This window comes from Streptomyces sp. NBC_01255 (genome assembly GCF_036226445.1).
Taxonomy (GTDB): domain Bacteria; phylum Actinomycetota; class Actinomycetes; order Streptomycetales; family Streptomycetaceae; genus Streptomyces.
Genome location: NZ_CP108474.1, coordinates 1,917,568 through 1,936,878 on the forward strand (window position 1 = coordinate 1,917,568; position 19,311 = coordinate 1,936,878).

General features: G+C 74.0%; 19 protein-coding genes and 1 riboswitch. Of the genes, 5 read left to right on the plus strand and 14 right to left on the minus strand.

The features are described from left to right. Positions 1–34 precede the first annotated feature (34 nt). On the plus strand, positions 35–1,216 hold the full coding sequence (locus tag OG357_RS08265) for an acyl-CoA dehydrogenase family protein (RefSeq protein ID WP_329620533.1): 1,182 nt from the start codon (positions 35–37) through the stop codon (positions 1,214–1,216). Here the strand turns inward: OG357_RS08265 and OG357_RS08270 are convergent. Both OG357_RS08270 and OG357_RS08275 read right to left on the minus strand, forming a co-directional pair. Continuing rightward, the gene (locus OG357_RS08270) at positions 1,203–2,279 is read right to left on the minus strand and encodes a sugar ABC transporter permease (RefSeq protein WP_329620534.1); all 1,077 of its coding nucleotides are present in this window, start codon (positions 2,277–2,279) and stop codon (positions 1,203–1,205) included. The genes OG357_RS08265 and OG357_RS08270 overlap by 14 nt on opposite strands. After that, a complete protein-coding gene (locus tag OG357_RS08275; RefSeq protein ID WP_329625522.1) occupies positions 2,276–3,439 on the minus strand; it encodes an MFS transporter in 1,164 nt (387 codons plus the stop codon). Before OG357_RS08275 ends, OG357_RS08270 begins: the two co-directional genes overlap by 4 nt. A gap of 197 nt (positions 3,440–3,636) precedes the next feature. Between OG357_RS08275 and OG357_RS08280 the strand changes: the two genes are divergently transcribed. From OG357_RS08280 to OG357_RS08290, 3 genes are all read left to right on the plus strand, one after another. Continuing rightward, on the plus strand, positions 3,637–4,341 hold the full coding sequence (locus OG357_RS08280; RefSeq protein ID WP_329620535.1) for a hypothetical protein: 705 nt from the start codon (positions 3,637–3,639) through the stop codon (positions 4,339–4,341). Between the two features lie 137 nt (positions 4,342–4,478). Further along, positions 4,479–5,162 carry a sigma-70 family RNA polymerase sigma factor gene (locus OG357_RS08285; RefSeq protein ID WP_329620536.1) on the plus strand — a complete coding sequence of 228 codons (684 nt, stop codon included), beginning with the start codon at positions 4,479–4,481 and terminating at the stop codon, positions 5,160–5,162. Between the two features lie 114 nt (positions 5,163–5,276). Beyond that, entirely contained in the window at positions 5,277–5,732 is a 456-nt protein-coding gene (locus OG357_RS08290) for a tellurite resistance TerB family protein (protein WP_329620537.1), read from the plus strand. Between the two features lie 30 nt (positions 5,733–5,762). Here the strand turns inward: OG357_RS08290 and OG357_RS08295 are convergent, their stop codons facing one another. The 5 genes from OG357_RS08295 to OG357_RS08315 form a co-directional block, all read right to left on the minus strand. Continuing rightward, positions 5,763–6,695 carry a M56 family metallopeptidase gene (locus OG357_RS08295; RefSeq protein ID WP_329620538.1) on the minus strand — a complete coding sequence of 311 codons (933 nt, stop codon included), beginning with the start codon at positions 6,693–6,695 and terminating at the stop codon, positions 5,763–5,765. A gap of 8 nt (positions 6,696–6,703) precedes the next feature. Continuing rightward, the gene (locus OG357_RS08300; RefSeq protein WP_329620539.1) at positions 6,704–7,183 is read right to left on the minus strand and encodes a BlaI/MecI/CopY family transcriptional regulator; all 480 of its coding nucleotides are present in this window, start codon (positions 7,181–7,183) and stop codon (positions 6,704–6,706) included. 86 nt (positions 7,184–7,269) lie between these two features. Next, on the minus strand, positions 7,270–8,187 hold the full coding sequence (locus OG357_RS08305) for a glutaminase (protein ID WP_329620540.1): 918 nt from the start codon (positions 8,185–8,187) through the stop codon (positions 7,270–7,272). A gap of 28 nt (positions 8,188–8,215) precedes the next feature. Continuing rightward, positions 8,216–9,337, minus strand: coding sequence for a hypothetical protein (locus OG357_RS08310; protein ID WP_329620541.1), 1,122 nt, complete (start codon positions 9,335–9,337; stop codon positions 8,216–8,218). A gap of 147 nt (positions 9,338–9,484) precedes the next feature. Next, the gene (locus OG357_RS08315) at positions 9,485–11,026 is read right to left on the minus strand and encodes an MFS transporter (protein ID WP_329620542.1); all 1,542 of its coding nucleotides are present in this window, start codon (positions 11,024–11,026) and stop codon (positions 9,485–9,487) included. A gap of 144 nt (positions 11,027–11,170) precedes the next feature. On the opposite strand from OG357_RS08315, the gene OG357_RS08320 reads away from it, so the two are divergent. Continuing rightward, entirely contained in the window at positions 11,171–11,911 is a 741-nt protein-coding gene (locus OG357_RS08320; protein WP_329620543.1) for a TetR/AcrR family transcriptional regulator C-terminal domain-containing protein, read from the plus strand. 3 nt (positions 11,912–11,914) lie between these two features. Here OG357_RS08320 and OG357_RS08325 read toward each other — a convergent pair whose 3' ends face one another. The 7 genes from OG357_RS08325 to OG357_RS08355 form a co-directional block, all read right to left on the minus strand. Further along, the gene (locus OG357_RS08325; RefSeq protein WP_329620544.1) at positions 11,915–13,282 is read right to left on the minus strand and encodes an MFS transporter; all 1,368 of its coding nucleotides are present in this window, start codon (positions 13,280–13,282) and stop codon (positions 11,915–11,917) included. 91 nt (positions 13,283–13,373) lie between these two features. Continuing rightward, entirely contained in the window at positions 13,374–13,796 is a 423-nt protein-coding gene (locus tag OG357_RS08330; protein ID WP_329620545.1) for an ArsR/SmtB family transcription factor, read from the minus strand. A 30-nt stretch (positions 13,797–13,826) separates the two neighbouring features. Then, a complete protein-coding gene (locus OG357_RS08335; protein WP_329620546.1) occupies positions 13,827–14,636 on the minus strand; it encodes an ABC transporter ATP-binding protein in 810 nt (269 codons plus the stop codon). Then, positions 14,633–15,727 (minus strand): FecCD family ABC transporter permease, encoded by a 1,095-nt coding sequence (locus OG357_RS08340; protein ID WP_443066643.1) that lies wholly within the window; start codon positions 15,725–15,727, stop codon positions 14,633–14,635. Before OG357_RS08340 ends, OG357_RS08335 begins: the two co-directional genes overlap by 4 nt. Continuing rightward, complete coding sequence (locus OG357_RS08345) at positions 15,724–16,785, minus strand: ABC transporter substrate-binding protein (RefSeq protein WP_329620547.1); 1,062 nt, start codon at positions 16,783–16,785, stop codon at positions 15,724–15,726. Before OG357_RS08345 ends, OG357_RS08340 begins: the two co-directional genes overlap by 4 nt. Positions 16,786–16,851: 66 nt before the next feature. Then, a riboswitch (cobalamin riboswitch) is annotated at positions 16,852–17,058 on the minus strand. A gap of 60 nt (positions 17,059–17,118) precedes the next feature. Further along, entirely contained in the window at positions 17,119–17,325 is a 207-nt protein-coding gene (locus OG357_RS08350) for a cold-shock protein (RefSeq protein WP_329620548.1), read from the minus strand. 124 nt (positions 17,326–17,449) lie between these two features. Next, a complete protein-coding gene (locus OG357_RS08355) occupies positions 17,450–19,279 on the minus strand; it encodes an APC family permease (RefSeq protein WP_329620549.1) in 1,830 nt (609 codons plus the stop codon). Positions 19,280–19,311: the final 32 nt, after the last annotated feature.

Consider the following 19,311-nt stretch of genomic DNA (forward strand, 5'->3'; position numbering starts at 1 on the left):
GTGTTCTGTCGAGTTCCCGAGATGGAGGAAAACGGTGACGGATCATGACGTAGCGGATGTCGAGCCGCTGCGGGAGCGGGTGACCGCCTTCGTCCGCGACCGGGTGTTCCCGTGCGAGTCCGGGCTCGACGCCGGCGGGCCGGTCGCCGGCGACCTGCGGCGGCGCCTGCGGGCGGAGGCTCGCGAGGCCGGCCTGTGGGCACTGCCACTCCCGTACGAACTGGGCGGTGGTGGCATCCCGTTGCTCGACTACGCCTCGCTCGCCGAGGCCGAAGGAGCGAGCGACCACGGCCCCGCCGCCCTGGGGTCCGCGCCGCTGCTCGACGTGACGATGCTGTCCCGGCACGGTTCCGGCCGGGTGCGCGCGGACTGCCTCCCCGGCCTGGTCTCCGGTGACCTCCGCACCTGTTACGCGATGACGGAGCCGGACACACCCGGCACCGAGCCGGCGCTCACCGCGACGCGGGCGGAGCCGCGGCCGGGTGGCGGCTGGCGCGTCACGGGGCGCAAGTGGTTCGTGTCGCAGGCCGGCGACGCCGCCCTCGTCACCGTCCTCGCCCGCACGAGCGGAGCGGCCGGGGACCGCGACGGCCTGTCCCTGTTCCTCGTGCCCACCACCTCCCCCGGCTTCCGGGTCGTGCGCGAGCTGCCCGTGCTCGGCTCGGCCGGACAGTACGAGATCGCGTTCGACCACGTCGACGTCGACGAGGACCAGCTCGTCGGCGAGGCCGGCCGGGCCCTGGCCGTCGCGGGCGAACGCCTCCAACTGGGGCGCACGCTGCGGGCGTTGCGCTGGGTCGGTCAGGCCCAGCGGGCCTTCGACCTGCTGTGCGGGCGGGCCGTCGCACGGCAGGGCGCCCGGGGGCGGCTCGCGGACCGGCAGCTCGTCCAGCAGCACGTCTTCGAGGCGCTCCTGGCCCTGCGGACCACGCGGCCGCTCGTGCACGAGGCGCTGGCCCTGGTCGCGGAAGGGTGTGACGCGCACGTGGAGGTGGGGCTCGCGAAGACGGCGGCGGCCCGCACGCTCCAGGACGTCGCCGACCGCGCCGTCCAGGTCTTCGGCGCCGCGGGGCTGGGTCCGGACACCCCGCTCCCCGCACTGTTCCGCACGGGGCGGACCGCCCGGATACTCGACGGTCCCGACGAGTTGCACGTCTCCTCCGTCGCCCGGCGCGTCCTGCGCAGCCGTGAGGGCTCTGCGGTCACACCCGCGTGAGGTCGGCGCGGCCGAGGAGTGCGGCCAGGCCGAGGGCCAGGAAGAAGTCGCCCCACACGAGTTCGTGCCGGACGGCCGTACCGCCGGGGGCGTCGTAGCAGCCGTCGACGAGCATGCCGGGCGGGCGGGGACCGTCCGGCCCGGTGAGATGGGCGTGTGCCAGCCGGTGCAGGACCGCCCGCGCGCGGGCCGCGCACGCGGACGCCCACGGAGCCCCGGGGACGCGGGCGAGCTTCAGCAGGGCGACGGCCGTGATGGCGGCGGCGGAGGTGTCCAGCGGGCCGTCGGGGCAGGAGGCGTCGGCGGGCGGGACGAGCGGCCCGGTGAGGAACTCGCAGCGGGCGAGGAGCAGTTCGGTGGCCGCAGGCAGCACACCCGTAGCCGGGGCGAGCGAGAAGGCGTCCGCGACGGACAGGAGGACCCATGCCTCGCCCCGGGTCCAGCCGGGCGCCGGATCGGGCTCGGCGGCCCAGCCCGTGACCTCGTCCCAGCGCCAGGCCGGGGTGGGTCTCCCGGTGTCCTCGCGGGGCAGGCACAGGTCGAGGTGGCGGTGCAGGTGCGCGGCGGCCGCCGCCCGGCCCTCGGGTCCGGCGGACGCCAGCAGGGGGACGAGGCCGGGCACGCCGTCCGCACGCGCCCGCAGCCGGGGGCCGCCGAGCGCCGCGCCCCACGGGATGAGGTCGAGCACCGGGTCCCTGGCTTCGAGGGCGGCCCGCGCGGCGCGGTCGCGCAGGGCGCCGGCCGCCGCGTCCCCGTCGGCCAGGGCTGTGCCGTACCAGAGGATGAGCCCTCGGGTCGCGGTGTCGGCCTCGGCCCAGGGGGCGAGCGCGGCGGTGGCGGCAGCTGCCGCCGAGCGGTGCGCGGGGAGGCCGGTGTGCCGGGCGCGCAGCCAGAGGAGTCCTGCCCAGAAACCCCCGGTCCACGACCCCCGCCCGGTGGTGGTCCAGCGGCCGTCGGCCGGGTCCGCGTACAGGGGGAAGCGACCGCCCACCTGCTCGGCGGTCACGGTGACCCGCTGGAGGAGGAGGTGGAGGGCGTCCTCGGCCCAGCCGTCGCCGGTCATGCCGAGGCGCCTGTTCTCGTACGGCGGTCCCGCAGCGCCCAGGCGAGGGCGACGGCCGCCGCGACGGCGAACTCCGCCGCGACCAGGAACCACCCCTGGCCGTACCGGCCCCGCTCCGCGAGCAGTCCGAACAGCGGGGGCCCGACGGCGAATCCGGCGAAGAACCCGGCGGCGACCAGCGCCGAGTCCTGCCCGGCGCGGCCGGGCGCGGAGCGCTGCATCACCAGGACCATCGAGACCGCGTTGCCGGAGACGGCGAAGACGCCCACCGCCACGGCCGCCACCCAGACGAGGAGTTCGACGCGGACGGCCAGGGCGAGGAGCACGGCGGCGGCGACGGCCCCGCCCGCGAGCAGGCCCGGGAACCACGGCGCCCGGCCCGGTGTGGCGGCCCGGGACCAGCCGACCCGGCCGGCGATCCCGGCGACGCCGAGGACGGCGACGAGCGCGCCCGCCACGGTCGGGCCGAGGCCGAGGTGCCGGGCGCCGAAGAGGGCGAGGTAGGTGTTGACGGAGGCGATGCCCGCGCCGAGGAAGAGCGAGAAGGCGGCGAGCCAGGGCACGTGCCGGCCGGACGACGCGGGCGGCGCGGGCGGCGCGGGCGACGTACGAGCATCCGGCCTCGGCATCGACGCCGGCGCGGGCGGTGCGTCGGCCGGGAGCGTGCGCCACGCCCACACCGCCGCGAGGAGCGCCGCCCCGGCGGCCAGCGCCACCGCGCCCCGCCAGCCGACGAGACCGGCCGCGGCCGCGAGCGGCAGCCCGGCCACGAAGGCACCCAGCTGGACGCCGGACTGCTTGGCGCCGGTCACCGCGCCCCGCTTCGAGGCCGGGACGGCGGCCAGGATGGCCTTGTTGGTCGCCGGGTTGGCGAGCGCCTGGGGCAGGCCGCCGAGCGCGACGGCCGCAAGGAGCAGGGCGGGCCCGGGGGCCGCGCCGATCAGCCCGAGGGCCACGGCCGAGACGGCGAGCAGCGTCACGAGCGCGCGCCGGGGTCCGACCCGGTCCACGATCCGGCCGCCGACGGGCGAGAGGACGGCGGCCGTGCCGAACCCGACCGTGGTGGTGAGGCCCAGGACGGTCGCCGAGACGCCGAGGTCGTCGACGAGGCGCGGGCCGAGCGCCCCGATGAGGAAGAGCTGCATCATCGAGAAGGCCATGGCGGTCGTCAGCAGCGCGGTCCTCACCGACTGTCCCTTCTCTCGCACCGTGCGGGCACCCAAGGAGTCGTCGCGGCAGTGCAGGAAGTTCCCGAGGCGCTCTTGTGGGGCGCGCCACAGTCCCGTAGTCATGAGCCGACAGCAGACAGCCGTACCGGTCCGCGAGCCGCCGGAGGGGGTGCGAGGATGGGCGCGCCATGACACCAGGCCGATGTTCCCGAGGAGCGCGGGCCGCGATCTTCGCGGCCGTCTGTGTGCTGCTCGCGGCCACCGGACACATCGTCATGTCGGGTCAGGGGGTGCCCGGTTGGGCGATGACCCTCGCGTTCGCGGGTACCGTTTCGTTCGCCTGGATCCTTGCGGGGCGCGAACGCGGGCTGTTCGCCGTGACGGCGGCGACCATCGCCGTCCAGGGCCTGCTGCACACGGTGTTCTCCTGGACCCAATCGCCGGTCGCCACTGACCCTTCCATGGCTCACGCCGACCCGGCCACGTCCCATGCCGCCATGTCCCACGCGGCCATGTCCCACGCGGGCATGGGGCACGGGGGCATGGGGCACGGGACCGCCGAGCCGCCCGCCGCCCACGACATGACAGACATGGCGGCCATGGCGGAGATGTCGTCGTCCTCCCTGGGCATGCTGTCGGCGCACCTGCTGGCCGCGCTCCTGAGCGGGCTGTGGATGGCGTACGGGGAGCGGGCCGTGTTCCGCCTGCTGCGCGCCCTGCCGATGGGGCTTTTCCGGCCCCTGCGGCTGCTGTTCACGGCGGTCGTTCCCGTACCGCGGGACGTGCCCCGCGTCCGGCCGGTCCGCGCGGGTGACGAGCGTGCGCCCCGGCGGCTCCTGCTCGCCCGTTCCGTCGTCTCCCGAGGTCCTCCACAGGCACTCGCTGTCCTCTGACAGCCGGCTCCCCGAGCGCGACGGACAGGCGTCCGCCGCTCGGGCATCGGCCATGCCGTTCCGGCGGGCCGTACCAGTCACCGGTGCCGCCGTCCGCGCGCCGCCGGGTTCCCCTTGCCTCGTAAGGACTTGTGGCGATGACCGCTGCCCACGAAACCCTCCTCGACGTATCGAGCACCTCACCCCGCTCCGCGCGCTCGTCGGCCGCCGACGCGGTGACGACCCGGCTCGCGCTGGCGGCCCGGGACGGCGATCCGGCCAAGGCCGACCTGTTCGTCCGTGCCCTGCACCGCGATGTCTGGCGCTATGTGGCCTACCTCAGCGCCGACCGCCAGGCGGCCGACGACCTCACCCAGGAGGTCTTCCTCCGCGCGCTCGCCGCGCTGCCCCGCTTCCAGGGGCGTTCGTCGGCCCGTACGTGGCTGCTGTCCATAGCCCGGCGGACCGTGGTCGACAGCCTGCGGCACGCGGCCGCCCGCCCCCGTCTCTCCGACCGCGACGACTGGCAGGCGGAGGCCGAACACACCCAGCCCCGGGGGCTTCCCGGCTTCGAGGACGGCATCGCGCTCGCGGAGCTCCTGGCGGCCATTCCGGCCGAGCGGAAGGACGCCTTCGTCCTCACCCAACTCCTGGGCCTGCCCTACGCCGAGGCCGCCGAGGCCATCGGCTGTCCGGTGGGCACGGTCCGCTCCCGCGTGGCCCGCGCCCGGGCCTCCCTGATCGCCCTCCTCCGCGGCGAGGAGGACGCGGCCCCGCAGACGCCCCCGGCCGGCCCCACCCCGCCGGCCAGGCGATTCCCCCGGGCGCCCGCCCTCGCCTGACCGGGGCTGTTCCGACCCCCCGTCATATCGGCCGCGGTGCCCGGGAACCTTCCCGGGCACCGCCACGTTCTACAGAAGCGTAGAAGCAATCGACGACGTCTGGAGTGACGGAACATGGCCCTGTGGGACCGCATCAAGGAATCCGCATCGACGATGCAGACCCAGCTGGAGGCGCGGAAGAACGACCTGAAGAGCGGCGCTTTCCGGGATGCCGGCATGGCGATGTGCGCGCTCGTGGCCGCCGCCGACGGGACGATCGATCCGGCGGAGCGCCGCCGGGTCGCGCAGCTCATCTCGACCAACGAGGTGCTGCAGAACTTCGACGCGGCCGACCTCCAGCGCCGGTTCGACGAGAACCTGAACAAGCTGACGGCCGACTTCGACTTCGGCAGGGTCAGCGTGCTCCAGGAGATCGCCAAGGCGAAGAAGAAGCCCGCCGAGGCCCGCGCCGTCATCCAGATAGGCATCGTCATCGGCGGCGCCGACGGCGACTTCGACAAGACCGAGCAGGCCGTCGTCCGCGAGGCGTGCTTCACCCTCGGACTGCCGCCGCACGAGTTCGACCTCTAGAAGGGACCCCGGCCGCCCGGAGGCCGGCCGCTACATCGGGGTGGCCGCCCGCAGGACGAGGAAGAGGGTGACGGCCGAGTTCGCCGAGGACAGGGCCGACACCGTCGCGCCGAAGGCCGCGCCCCAGGCCGCGAACCCGACGGCGGTGAAGAGCGAGGGCCAGGCGCGCCCCGCCGGGGCCGGTCGCAGCAGGGCCGCGACCCGGCGGGGCACCGGCCCGGCGCCGGTGACCGCGGGGAGCAGCGCGGTGGTCGAGGGCGGGGCCAGCAGGGCGGCCGTGCCGATCGCGCGGGCCACGCAGCGGCGGCTGCCGACCGCCGCCGCGGCCTCCTCGTCGGCCCAGCGTTCGGCGGTGTACGCGACGGCGGTACGGAGCGGGCGCAGGAACGGGTGGGCGCGGGCCGCGAGATGGACCGCCAGGAGGTGCCGGTGGTGACGCCCCGCCAGATGGGCCCGCTCGTGGGCGAAGAGGGCCCTGCGTTCGCGGGAGGTGAGCGCGGCGAGCATGCCGGTGCTGACGACGACCCGGCCACGCCGACGGCCCGGCAGCGCGTACGCGTAGGGGGCGGCGTCCGGCAGGACGGTCACGGAGGTCCGGGGCAGACCGGCGAGCGCGCCCTCGGCCCGTCGGCGTGCCCGCACCTGGCGCCGGGCCGCCGCGCCGCACGAGACGAGGACGGCGAGCAGGGCCGGGATCGCCGCCCGGCCGGCCACCTCGTCGTACGGCAGGGCCGCGCGTACCTCGGGGTCCGACCAGGCGTCGGGCAGCGGGTTGCCGGGCAGTTGGGCCGTGCCGACGATCATGAGCAGGACGAGACACAGGGTGCTGCACACGGCGAGGACGCCGGCGACGGCGGACAGGAGCCTCGTCGCGGTGCGGGGATGGAGCCGGCTCTCGGCGAGGCGGGCGATGGGCCAGGCGGTGAGCGGAAGGACGAGCGGAAGGAAGACGAAGACTCCCATGACTGCCGCTACCGGTCCCGCTCGGAGAGCCGGGGCTGACCAGGCTGACCGGACTCACCGGACTCACCTGGCTGACCGGACTCACCGGACTCACCGGGCCCTTCGGCGAGGAGTGCGCGCAGGAGCAGCTCGTCGTTCGGGGAGAGCGCGGTGACGAAACTGGCGAGCACGGCCTGACGGTCCGCCTCGGCGTCCAGCACCTTGCGCATCCGCAGCGCGGCGAGCCCCGCCTCGTCGGCCACAGCGGTCCAGACGAAGGAGCGCCCCGCCCGCTCGCGCTCGACGGCGCCCTTGCCGTGGAGCCGGGTCAGGATCGTGATCACTGTGGTGTACGCGAGGTCGCCGCCGAGGCGCTCCTGCACCCACGCCACGGGCACCGGTTCGGCGGCGCCCTTGAGCACGGAGAGGACGTGCGCCTCCAGCTTTCCCTGGCCGCGTCTGCGCGGCGAGGGCTCCGCCGCGCTCTCGCCCTCGCTCCGGTCCGTCATGCCGCCGCCCTCCCGCCGTTCCCGTACCCCTCACTCGTAGCCTACGACCGGTACGCCGCAGGTCAGTGACGCAGTGACGCTTCCCCTCAGAAGACGGAGAGGCCCGTGATGGTGGTGAAACGGTCCAGGGCGGCGACGCCGGCGACCGAGTTGCCGCGCTCGTCGAGGCCGGGGCTCCAGACGCAGAGGGTGCAGCGGCCGGGGACGACGGCAATGATGGCGCCGCCCACCCCGCTCTTGCCGGGGAGCCCCACCCGGAGGGCGAAGTCGCCCGCCGCGTCGTAGGTGCCACAGGTCATCATCACGGCGTTGACCTGCTTGGCCTGGCTGCGGGTGAGCAGGCGGGTGCCGTCGGCGCGGATGCCGTGCCGGGCGAGGAAGCCGGTGGCGACGGCGAGGTCGGCGCAGGACGCCTCGATCGAGCACTGCCGGAAGTACTCGCGGAGCAGGGTCGGGACGGGCGTGGTGATGTTGCCGTACGAGGCCATGAAGTGGGCGAGGGCCGCGTTGCGGTCGCCGTGGGCGGTCTCCGAGGCGACCACGTCCCGGTTGAAGTCGAGGTCCGGGTTGGCGGACTCGGCGCGCAGGAAGTCGAGGACACAGCCGGATGCGTCGCCGGTCATCCGTTGCAGGCGGTCGGTGACGACGAGGGCGCCGGCGTTGATGAACGGGTTGCGGGGGATGCCGTGCTCGTACTCCAGCTGGACGAGCGAGTTGAAGGGGTTGCCGGAGGGTTCGCGGCCGACGTGCTCCCAGAGGCTGTCGCCTTCCCGGGCGAGGTCGAGCGCGAGGGTGAAGACCTTGGTGACGGACTGGGTGGAGAAGGGCTGCTGCCACTCCCCCACCCCGTACACCGAGCCGTCGAGCTCCGCCACGGCCATGCCGAAGCGGCTCGCGTCGACGGCGGCGAGGGCCGGGATGTAGTCGGCGGGGCGGCCCCGGCCGGCGAGGCTCTCGATCTCCTCGCCGATGCGTTCGAGTACGGGTAGGAAGGACTGCACCATGAGCGCATTGTGCCCGGTGGCGCCCGGCTCAGCTCTCCGCCGTGTCGGGGACGCCGGTCTCCGGCGTCTCGTCCAGCGCGTACGGGTGCACGTACCGCGCGTCGTCGAACGGCGTGAACCACGTGCCGAAGCCGAGCGCCGCCACGCCGCCGTCCCCGGCGCCGTTCGCCCCCTCGCTCTGGAGCCACGCGAAGTCCATGTCCTCGTAGACCTCCCCGGCGAAGCGCCCCAGGGCGGCCGCGACCTCGTCGTCCAGGAGTCCGTGCAGGTCGAGGGTGACGTGGGCCTGTTCGAGGAGGAGCTTCAGGACGAGCTCCTCGGCGAGGCAGCCGAGCCGCCGGAAGCTGCCGTCGGTGAACCGGGTGGTGAGGGCGATCGCGGTCACCAGGAAGCGGCGCGCGAAGAGTTCGTCGTACTGCGGGGCGTGGCGCGAGGGCAGTTGGTCGAGGTGCCACAGGTGCCCCTGGCACTCGGCGACGGTGGTGTCCTCCTCGGCGAGGGCCTGGACGTCGTCGTACAGCTCGTCGATGAGGACCTCGGCGCCGTACACCAGGGAACCGGCGGCCAGTTCGGCGCTCTCGGGAGTGACGCCGACGGACCCGTCCGCCGACTCCTCCTCCCCCGCCACCGTGTCAGGCGCCTCGTCCGGGACACCGAAGGTCGCCGGGGTGAAGGAGCGCAGGCGGGTCGCGAGGGCGCGGAACGCGGCTTCGTGGTCCTGCGCCTCCCCCTCCGCCTCGTCGGCGGTGTCGGGCTTCGCCGTGTGGTGGGCCCGGCGCGCCTGCGGGTCGCTGGGCGGGGCGCCGGGCCCGTCGGCGGCTTCGAGGCTCTCGCGCGCCGCGTCGGTGTGCAGCTGCACCTCGCTGCTCTCGACCGTCCACTCGGCCAGCAGCTCCGAACGTTCCAGGACTTCCTCGCTGACGGAGCCGACCGCCTCCTCGGCGAACTCCAGCGACGGTGCCGCGACCATCACCCTCAGGATCGCCCCGCCCGGATGGACCGCCACGGCGACGTCGAAGAGGTCCATCTCCATGCCGTCGGCGCCTTCGATACCGGCCACCGACGCGAAGCCCTGTTCCAGCAGCGCGGAGGCTCCCACGCGGTGGAGCCCGTCCAGCTCCGGAGCACCCTCCGGAATGCGTATTTCCACGGTTACGACATAGGTCACGGACGAAAGCGTGCCAGGCCGGGGCGGGTGGACGCGGGTGTTCGCGGAAGCTTTTCGCGTACGGCATGCGCGTACGGCGGGAGCCGGTGCCCCCCGAAGGGGACACCGGCTCCCGGTGTGGGGCTGGGTTCAGGCGACGAGCTCGGACTTCTCCGTGCCCTCCGTGCCCGACGCGTCTGCCGCGTCCGCCGCGTCCGCCTCGTCTCCGGGGGCGGCCTTCTTGCCGTCCCGCATGACCAGGGTGGCGAGGGCGGCCGCCGCGAGGACGCCGATCGCGCTGATCGTGAAGGTGGTGGACATCGAGGTGGTGAAGGCCTCGCGGGCCGATTCGATCATCGCGGGGTCGCCCTTGGCGGCGGCCAGCGCCCCGCCGATCGACTGCTTGGCCCCCTCGGAGGCGTCAGCCGGCATCTCACGGGAGAAGGTGCTGGTGAGGAGCGAGCCGAGGATCGCGATGCCGAGCGCGGTGCCGGCCTGCTGGATGGTGTCGTTCAGGGCGGAGCCGACGCCCGCCTTCTCCTCGGGGATGGTGCTCATCAGGGCGCCGACGGCGGCCGGCATCGCGAGGCCGGCGCCGAGGCCGAGCAGGCCCAGGGCGATGGCCGGGACGGTGAAGCCGGAGGCGGCGTCGACCGTGGTCAGCAGGGCGAAGGAGCCGGCCATGACGAGCATGCCCGCCAGGACCAGGACGCGGTTGCCGACCTTGGCGGCGAGTCCGGCTCCGGCGCCGTTGCCGATGAGGGCGGCGACGGCGAGCGGGACGAAGGCGAGACCCGCCTTGACCGGCGAGTAGCCGAGGACGAACTGCAGGTACTGGGTGAGGACGAGGAGCAGGCCGCCGTTGCCGATCTGCACGAGGGTCAGCGAGAGCGAACCGCCGCTGAAGTTGCGGTTCTTGAAGAGGACCAGCGGCACCATCGGCTCGGGGGTGACGTTCTCCCAGATCACGAAGCCGACGAGGGAGACGACCGCGACGGCCAGGGTGACGAGCGAGCGGCCCTCGAAGGCGCCGTGCTGCGGGATCTCGATGATCCACCAGATCAGCGCGGTCATGCCGACGGCGGAGAGGATCGCGCCGAGCGGGTCGGGCTTCTGCCAGGGGCCCTTCGACTCCGGCATGAGGGTGAGGGCGGCGACGACGGCGAGGACGACGACCGGGACGTTGATGAAGAAGATCGACTGCCAGGAGAACCGGTCGATCAGGACGCCGCCGAGGACCGGGCTGCCGACGAGGCCGAGCATCGACACGGAGCCCCAGGCCGCCATCGCCTTGGGCCGCTCGTCCTCGTCGAAGACGGTGATGAGGATGGAGAGCGTGGAGGGCATGATCAGCGCGCCGCCGACACCCATCGTGATCCGCGCGGCGATGACCTCGCCGGGGCTGGTGCAGAAGGTCGCGGCCAGTGATGCCGCGCCGAAGAGCAGCAGACCGAAGATCATGATCTTCCGTCGGCCGAACCGGTCTCCGAGGCTTCCGGAGGTGAGGAGGAGTCCCGCGAAGACCAGGATGTAGGAGTCCAGGATCCACTGGATGTCCTGGGCGCTCGCGCCGATGTCCTCGGTCATCGAGGGGACCGCGACGGTCAGCGCCATGCTGTCGACCACCAGGACCAGGGTGCTGAGGCACAGCACGACCAGGATCCACCAGCGGCGTGGGTTGCGGTTTTCCATGGGACTTCCCCCTCGACTTTCGTCTTCTTCTCGTGCCGTTTTCCTTCGGTGCGAACACTGTACGCAGACGCGCACAGTGTTCGCAACCTCTTGCACCTGTACGCTGGATGCGAACGCCGTACGCCGCGAAGGAGGACCCGTCCCATGGCCACCAAGGCGAACCCCGTCCCGTCCGTATGGACGCGACAGCAGTCCGCACCCGATCAGCCCGCCCTCAGCCGGACCGCGATCGTCCGCGAGGCGATCGTCATGCTGGACGCCGACGGCATCGAGGCGCTCAGCATGCGCAAGCTCGGCGCCCGCCTCCACGCCGGCGCCGCCTCCCTCTACCGCCATGTCGCGACCAAGGACGAGCTCATGGAGCTCGCCGTGGACGAGGTCGCCGCCGAGATCGCCGTCCCTCCGGCCGAAGCCGCCCGCGGCGGAGCCGGCTGGCGCGCCGCCGCGACCGAGGCCTCGGAATCCTTCCGCGCGACGGCCCTGCGCCACCCCTGGCTCTCGTCCGTCCTCGGCCAGGCGGGCCTCGCCTACCTGGGCCCGAACCTGATGGCGTACTCGGAGCGGCTCGCCGCCCTGTTCACGGCGGCCGGGTTCCCGGAGCCGAGCCGGGCGATCGACACGCTCCTCTCGTACGTCATCGGGATGAGCACGACGGAGGCCGCCTGGCTCACCACGGTCGCCCGCTCCGGCGAGAGCGAGGCCGACTTCATCGCCCGCCTGATGCCCGCCGCCCAGCAGGCCGCGGCCGGCCACGACCACCTCACCGAGGCGTACGCCGACTCCGCCGTCCACGCGGTCGTCGACCCCGTCGCCATCCGCGACGAGAAGTTCGCCTACGGCCTGAACGTCGTCCTCGACGGCCTGGAGATGCGCCTCCCTCGATAGGCGCTACGCGGCCTCCCCGCGCGGCCAGCGGCGGTGCAGTTCGTCGATGTGGAAGTCGTGCGCGTGGCGACCGCCGCCGCCCGCCTCCACGAGATGGGGGTGGCCGGCGGGGAGTTCGGGGTGGACGTGTGCCAGCGTGGCCGGGTCCGTACGGGGCCACAGGCGGGTGGCGGCCAGGGCGCCGAGCAGGGCGATCCCGGCGAGTACGGCCGCCGAGGCCATGAGTCCGGCCCGCGCGGCGAGCCCGCCGGCGAGGGGATAGGTGAGCAGCCAGCAGGCGTGCGAGAGGGAGAACCGGGCGGCGAAGGCGGCCGGCAGGTCGGCGCTCCGGGCGGAGCGGCGCAGCAGCCTGCCGCCGGGCGTCAGGATCGCCGACGTCGCCGCGCCGAGCAGCAGCCAGACCGCGAGCAGCCCGGGCCAGGCCCAGTCCCCCGGCGGCAGCGCGAGCCCGAACGCGAACAGCCCGAGGGCCCCGGCCAGGACGAAGGCGGCGCGCAGCATGAGCGCCCGTTCACCCCCCGGGGCAGGCCGGCCGGCGGGCCGGCGGTCGAGCGCCCGCGGGAGCAGGAGCGCGACCGCCATCGAGCCCGCCCCGTACGCGCCGAGGGCGAGCGGGACGTCTCCGGGGGTGCGGCCGAGGGTGTCGCGGACCAGGACCACCGTGTTGACGAGCACCGTCGCGCCCGCCGCCGCCACCGCGACGTCCAGGGCGAGCAGGGCCCGCAGGCGCGGGGTGCCGAGGAGGAGCCGCGTACCGAAGGCCGCTCTGGCGCGGAGTCCCCCCGCGCGTGCGGCGGGCGTGGGCGCGGGCAGGGTGGTCGCGCGGACCAGGATGCCCGAGGCGAGGAACCCGGCGGCGGTGCCGGTGAAGAGCCGGTCGTACGGGACGACGGTGAGCAGCGCGGCGGCGAGCACCGGGCTGAGCAGGCTCTCCAGGTCGTAGGCGAGCCGCGAGAGGGAGAGCGCCCGCGTGTAGTCGCGCTCCTCGGGCAGCACGTCGGGGATGGTCGCCTGGAAGGTCGGCGTGAAGGCGGCGGAGGCGGTCTGGAGCAGGAGGATCAGGACGTAGATCTGCCACACCTGGGTGACGAACGGCAGGGACAGGGCGACCCCGGCCCGTACGACGTCCATGGCGACGAGCAGGTTCCGGCGGGGCAGCCGGTCGGCGAGGGCGCCGACGACCGGGCCCATGCCGACGTACGCGGCCATCTTGATCGCGAGGGCGGTGCCGAGCACGGCGGAGGCGTTCGTCCCCGCGAGGTCGTAGGCGAGGAGGCTCAGCGCCACGGTCGCGAGGCCGGTGCCGGCGAGGGCGACGACCTGGGCGGTGAACAGGCGCCGGTAGGTGCGGTTGCGCAGCACGGACAGCATGGGGACGCCCCCGGTCGGCCAGGGCGGTCGGCGGACCTCTTCACCGTAGCCGATATGTGCATAGGTGCGCACACGTTGACGCCAGGTGGGCTCAGTCGTGCCAGGGTTCGCCGCTCACCACGTGGTCGGCGCGGCTGATCGCCTCGACGACCAGCCGCTTCAGGTGCCCGTCGGGCATCGCGTACACGACCCGCCGCCCGTCCTTGCTGGACTGCACGAGGCCGCCGAGTCGCAGCTTGGCCAGGTGCTGGCTGACGGCCGGGCGCGCGGCCCCGCACGCCTCGGTCAGGGCGCTGACGTCGGCCTCTCCGCGGGTGAGCAGCCACAGCAGGTGGAGCCGGGTGGGGTCGGCGAGGAGCGCGAACACCTCCGCCGCCGCGGCGAGTTCCCGCGCTCCCGGGGTCCGCTCGTGCGGACGCGGACGTGACACGGCGGCCGCCTCGGCATCCGCCGCCGGATCCGTCGTGGGGTCGTCGGGGCCTGCGGCGTCTGCCGGATCTGCGCGCTCGGACATGGGGCCATCGTAGGCAGAGGCGTCCCCGGCTCAATCTCCGGCGGGAGCCGGGAGCGTGCCCAGGAAGCGGATGTGCGGGTGGCCTCCGGGCGTCGGCCGGGTCACCGTGGCGCGTACCCGGTACACCTCGGCGATGAGCTCCTCCGTCAGGACCTCGTCCGGGGTGCCGCGGGCCACCACCCGGCCCTCCGCGAGAACGACGAGCCGGTCGCAGTACATCGCCGCGAGGTTCAGGTCGTGCAGGGCGACGACGGCGGTCAGGCGGAGCCCGGCGACCAGGGTCAGGAGGTCGAGCTGGTGCTGGATGTCGAGGTGGTTGGTGGGTTCGTCGAGGAGGAGTTCGCGCGGTTCCTGGGCGAGGGCGCGGGCGATCTGGACCCGCTGGCGTTCGCCGCCCGAGAGCGTCCGCCAGGAGCGGTGGGCCTTGTCGGCGAGGCCGGTGCGGGCGAGGGCGGAGCGGACGGCGGCCTCGTCCGACGCCGACGCGGGGGTCCAGGCCCTCCGGTGCGGGACGCGGCCCAGCCGGACGGCGTCGAGGACGGTCAGGTCGACCTGGGTGTCGGCCTGCTGCTCGACCGCGGCGAGGCGCCGCGCGACCGTGCGGCGGCCGAGGCCGTCGAGGGGATCGCCGTCGAGGGTGACGACGCCGCTGTCGGGGGCGAGGACGCCGGCGAGGAGGCGCAGGAGCGTCGACTTCCCCGAGCCGTTGGGACCGAGCAGGCCGGTGACGGTGCCGGGACGCGGGGCGAGGCTGACACCGTCGAGGACGGGGCTGCCGCCGACGGTGCGCGAGACCCGGTCGGCGCGGAGCCCCGTGGCCGTGCCCGCCTCCGCGGTCATCGCGTACCCCTCGTGCGGTAGAGGACGAGGACGAAGGCCGGTACGCCGATCAGCGAGGTCACCACGCCCACCGGGACCTCCTGGGGATCGAGCACCGTACGGGCGAGGGTGTCCGCCCAGACGAGGAAGACCGCTCCGGTGAGCGCCGTGACCGGCAGCAGCCGGGCGTGCCCGGGGCCGACGAGCGCGCGGGCCGCGTGCGGCAGGACGAGACCGACGAAGCCGATCGCGCCGGCCGCGGAGACCAGCGCGGCCGTCAGGAGGGCGGTGACGCACAGGAGGACCGTCCGGGCGCGGGTGACGGCGACGCCCAGCGACGCGGCGGCGTCCTCGCCGAAGGCGAAGGCGTCCAGCGTCCGCGCGTACCCGCCGCAGATCAGCAGGGCCGCCACGAGCACCGCTGAGCACACCCGCACCTCGTCCCAGCCGACCCCGCCGAGCGAGCCGAGCAGCCAGAACAGCACGCCGCGGGTGGTCTCCGCGTCCGCGGCCGTCATGACGACGAAGGAGGTCAGCGCGGAGAAGAGCTGCATCGCCGCGACCCCGGCGAGGACCACGCGGTCCGGCGAACCGCCGAGGGTGTGGCTGAGCAGCAGCACGAGCGCGAAGGAGCAGACCGCCCCGAGGAACGCGCCGCCGGTGACGGAGACGACTCCCCCGCCGACGCCGAGGACGACGACCAGGACGGCGCCGGTCGAGGCCCCCGAGGAGACGCCGAGGACGAAGGGATCGGCGAGCGGGTTGCGCAGGAGCGACTGCATCACCGCCCCGCACACGGCGAGTCCGGCGCCGCACACGGCCGCGAGGAGGGTGCGGGGCAGGCGCAGGTTCCAGACGATCCCGTCCCGGATCGGGGACAGGTCCGAGGCGCCCCCGGTCAGATGGGCGACGACGACGGACCACACCTCGCCGACGCGGATGTCCGCCGGCCCGATGGTGATCGCCGCGGCGACCGACGCGCAGAGGACGGCGAGCCCCGCCACGGCCCACGCCAGTGCCCGGCCGCCGCGCCGCACCGTGGTCGACCGGGTGGGAGGCCGGGAACCGGGAGGACGGGGCGCGGCGGGGCGGGCGGGGCGGGTGAGGGTCACTTGGCGAGCCCGTACGAGCGGAGCGCGGCCGCCACCTTCTCGACGCCTTCGACGGTACGGATCGTGGGGTTCATCGCCTGGCCGCTGAGCAGCACGTACCGCTTCTTCCTCACCGCCGTCATGTTCCTCGTGACCGGGTCGGACTCCAGGAACGCGATCTTCTTCGCGGCGCTCTCCGCCGACTGGGAACGGCGGGTCAGATCGCCGATGACGAGCACGTCCGGGTCGCGGTCCGCGACGGTCTCCCAGTTGATCTGGGGCCACTCCTCGCGCGTGTCGTCGAAGACGTTCTTCGCGCCGAGCGCGCGGGTCACGATGCCGGGGGCGCCGCAACAGCCCGCCATGTAGGGGGACTCGGCGTTGGCGAACCAGTAGAGGACGGAGACGTCCTTGAAGTCGCCCGCCGAAGCGGCCTTCGCCACCCGGCCCCTGAGCTCGGCGACGAGCTTCTCGCCTCGCTCCGGCACTCCGAACACCCGGGCCAGGTCCCGGATCTCGCCGTGGACGGTCTCCATCGTGAGCGGCCGGGTGCGGACACCGTCGCCGTCGCCGCTGTTGTCCTTGTCGGCACAGTCGGTCGGCGAGACGTAGGTGGGGACGCCGAGCTTCGCGAACTGCTCGCGGGGCGCGACGCCGCCCTTCCCGAGGGTGTACGCGAACGAGGCGGCGGCGAAGTCGGGTTCGGTGTCGAGCACCTTCTCGAAGGAGGGGTAACGGTCGGCGAGGCGCGGCACCTTCGCGTTCTGCGCCTCAAGCCCCTTGAGGACGGGGTCGGTCCACGTTCCGGTGCCGACCATCCGGTCGGCCAGGCCGAGGGAGAGCAGGATCTCGGCGGCTCCCTGGTCGAGCGCGACGGCCCGCCGGGGCGGGCGGTCGATCCGTACGCGCTCACTGCAGTTGTCGAGAGTCACGGGGTAGCCGGAGCCCGAGCCACCGGCTGAGCTCTTCGCCGACGGCGTCGTGGCGGGTCCGCCGCCACAGCCCGTCGCGGTCACGAGCAGGGTCAGGGTGCCGGCGAGAAACAGCGCGGCGGAACGGACGGGGTGTGCGAGCGGCACGGAGCATTCCTCTGCGTCCACGGCTCATACGCGGAGCCTGTCGTACGGTGCTCCCCGGTCGACGGCGTGACGCCGGGGCCGCCAGCAGGTCTTCGGACTCGGGGTCATCCGGACGGGGCGCCTTCCCGGGCCTGTTCCGCCGCCCAGTGGCCGATGCTCCGCCCGTCGCCCTCACCGCTGCGCGTCAGCTCCGGTTTCCCACCGGATTCCCTGACCCGTACGCTCGCCCGTTCGGGTGAGCGCAAAGGTGCGACTGGCCTCGGCACAGTACCACCGGGGACCCGTCGCACCTCCGGCCGCGAGCCCGGCCTGATCGGCAAGACACCCCGCAGGTCAGAGGCGCAGCTCCTTCGCCTCGAAGCGGCCGTCGCCGAGGACGAGGACGAAGGTGACCTGCTGGCCCTCGGAGACCGTCTGCAGCTCTCCCTCGATGTCCGCGGCGCTGAAGTACACCTGTTCCTCGGAATCCACCGGGACGACGAAGCCGTACCCGCCGAGACGGTTGAAGGACTGCACGAACCCTTTGCTTCTGCCTTCCACGGCGGCCTCCCTGTCGTCACCGGCGAAGTGCCTCTCAGGGGAGATCTACCCCGTCGGCCCGCACTTCGCCCGTCATGGGAGACCGCCATGGGAGACCGTCGCGGGAGACCGTCGTGGGTGTTCCCTACACCGTGAAACGGAGGCGGCAGACGACGGCGTCCGTGTCGCGGCGGACGGCCCGGGCGACGAGCGCGCCCCGGCGGTTCTGGAGAGGCCGCTGCCAGAGCCGTTCCGGTTCGGCCTCCGGGATCAGGACGGTGATCCGGGTGTCGGGTTCGGCCTCCCGGAGGCCGTGGACGTACGCGGTGATCGGGCGCCCGAGCGTGCGGCGCTCCGAGGGGAGCCGGACGAGGGGGACGCCCGGGTTCCACAGGGCCCAGTCGCGCTCCAGGGCTTCGGTCAGGGCCCGGTCCTCCGGGTCCGGGTGGCAGACGGTGACCGCCCGGACCTCGTCGCCGAGGGAGACCGCGGCGGTCAGCGCCTCGCTGGTGAGGCGGTTCAGGGACGAGACCGGGACCAGGACGAGGGAGCGCGCGCGGTGCGGCGGCTCGGGGACGCGGCCGACGCCGAGCCGCTCGCCGATCCGGCCGTAGGCGCGGTGGACGGCCTCGAAAGCGAGGACCAGGACCGGGAGGGCGATCACGATCAGCCAGGCCCCGTCGTGGAACTTGGTGGCGGTGACGACGATCGCGGAGACGCCGGTGAGGACGGCGCCGAGCCCGTTGAGCGCGGCCCTGCCCCACTGACGGGTCGCCCGCCAGTGCAGGACCATGCCGGTCTGCGCGAGGGTGAAGCCGACGAAGACGCCGATCGCGAAGAGCGGGACGAGGGTGTTGGTGTCGCCGCCGGAGAAGACGAGCAGGGCGGCCGAGACCACCGCGAGCCAGACGACGCCGTGGCGGTGGACCTGGCGGTCGGCCTTCAGGCCGAAGACGTGCGGCAGGTAGTTGTCGCGGGCCAGCAGTTTCAGCAGGACGGGCAGGCCGCCGAAGGAGGTGTTCGCGGAGAGCGCGAGCAGCACCATGGTGGCGAACTGGACGACGTAGAAGGCCCAGTTGTGGCCGAGGGAGGCGTCGGCCAGCTGGGCGAGGACGGTGACGCCCTCGACCGGCTGGAGACCGAAGCGGGAGATCAGTACGGAGAGGCCGATCAGCATCACGCCGAGGAGCGCGCCGAGCGCGACCTCCGCGCGCATCGCCCGCTTGGCGGCGGGGGTGCGGAACGACGGGACGGCGTTGGCGATGGCCTCGACGCCGGTGAGGGCGGAGCAGCCGGAGGCGAAGGCCTTCAGGAGGAGCAGGGCGCCGACCGTGGTGGCGTCGGCGGCGAGCGCGGAGGCGTGGCCGGCGGACGCGGCCGTGGAGACCGGGCCGTCACGGAAGAGGCCGACGACGATCAGGACGAGGATCGCGCCGATGAACACGGCGGTGGGGGCGATGAACGCCCGGGCGGAGTCGACGATCCCGCGCATGTTGACGGCCGTGATCAGGACGAGGACGGCAAGGCAGATCCCCAGCCGGTCGTCGTGGAGGCCGGGGAAGGCGGAGGTCAGGGCGGCGACGCCGGCCGTGACGGCGACGGCCACGTTCAGGACGTAGTCGAGGACCAGGGAGCCCGCGGCGACCAGGCTGGTGCGGCGGCCGAGGTGCGCCTTGGCGACCGCGTACGAGCCGCCGCCGTCCGGGAAGGCGGCGATGACCTGCCGGTACGAGGCCACGAGGACGGCCAGCAGGCCGGCGATGGCGAGGGTGACGGGAAGCGTGAAGCCGAGCCCGTAGCCGCCGGCGGCCGCGAGGACCAGGACGATCGCCTCGGGGCCGTAGGCCACGGACGCCATCGCGTCGAGCGAGAGCGCGGCGAGCCCCGTCAGGGCGGTCAGCTTGTGGCGATCACCGGTATCCGGGGGTTCCTCAGCGGCGGGCGCGACACCGTTCTCGGTGGTCAGGACGGCCATGTGTCTGGATCCTCATTCGTGGCGGGACGTGG

Bases quoted from the DNA above. Each gene is read 5' to 3' on its own strand.
- OG357_RS08270 (WP_329620534.1), bottom strand. From the start codon at position 2,279: ATGACCGGCGACGGCTGGGCCGAGGACGCCCTCCACCTCCTCCTCCAG.
- OG357_RS08280 (WP_329620535.1), top strand. From the start codon at position 3,637: ATGACACCAGGCCGATGTTCCCGAGGAGCGCGGGCCGCGATCTTCGCG.
- OG357_RS08295 (WP_329620538.1), bottom strand. From the start codon at position 6,695: ATGGGAGTCTTCGTCTTCCTTCCGCTCGTCCTTCCGCTCACCGCCTGG.
- OG357_RS08315 (WP_329620542.1), bottom strand. From the start codon at position 11,026: ATGGAAAACCGCAACCCACGCCGCTGGTGGATCCTGGTCGTGCTGTGC.
- OG357_RS08305 (WP_329620540.1), bottom strand. From the start codon at position 8,187: ATGGTGCAGTCCTTCCTACCCGTACTCGAACGCATCGGCGAGGAGATC.
- OG357_RS08330 (WP_329620545.1), bottom strand. From the start codon at position 13,796: ATGTCCGAGCGCGCAGATCCGGCAGACGCCGCAGGCCCCGACGACCCC.
- OG357_RS08320 (WP_329620543.1), top strand. From the start codon at position 11,171: ATGGCCACCAAGGCGAACCCCGTCCCGTCCGTATGGACGCGACAGCAG.
- OG357_RS08355 (WP_329620549.1), bottom strand. From the start codon at position 19,279: ATGGCCGTCCTGACCACCGAGAACGGTGTCGCGCCCGCCGCTGAGGAA.
- OG357_RS08290 (WP_329620537.1), top strand. From the start codon at position 5,277: ATGGCCCTGTGGGACCGCATCAAGGAATCCGCATCGACGATGCAGACC.
- OG357_RS08275 (WP_329625522.1), bottom strand. From the start codon at position 3,439: ATGGCCTTCTCGATGATGCAGCTCTTCCTCATCGGGGCGCTCGGCCCG.
- OG357_RS08335 (WP_329620546.1), bottom strand. From the start codon at position 14,636: ATGACCGCGGAGGCGGGCACGGCCACGGGGCTCCGCGCCGACCGGGTC.
- OG357_RS08285 (WP_329620536.1), top strand. From the start codon at position 4,479: ATGACCGCTGCCCACGAAACCCTCCTCGACGTATCGAGCACCTCACCC.
- OG357_RS08300 (WP_329620539.1), bottom strand. From the start codon at position 7,183: ATGACGGACCGGAGCGAGGGCGAGAGCGCGGCGGAGCCCTCGCCGCGC.
- OG357_RS08325 (WP_329620544.1), bottom strand. From the start codon at position 13,282: ATGCTGTCCGTGCTGCGCAACCGCACCTACCGGCGCCTGTTCACCGCC.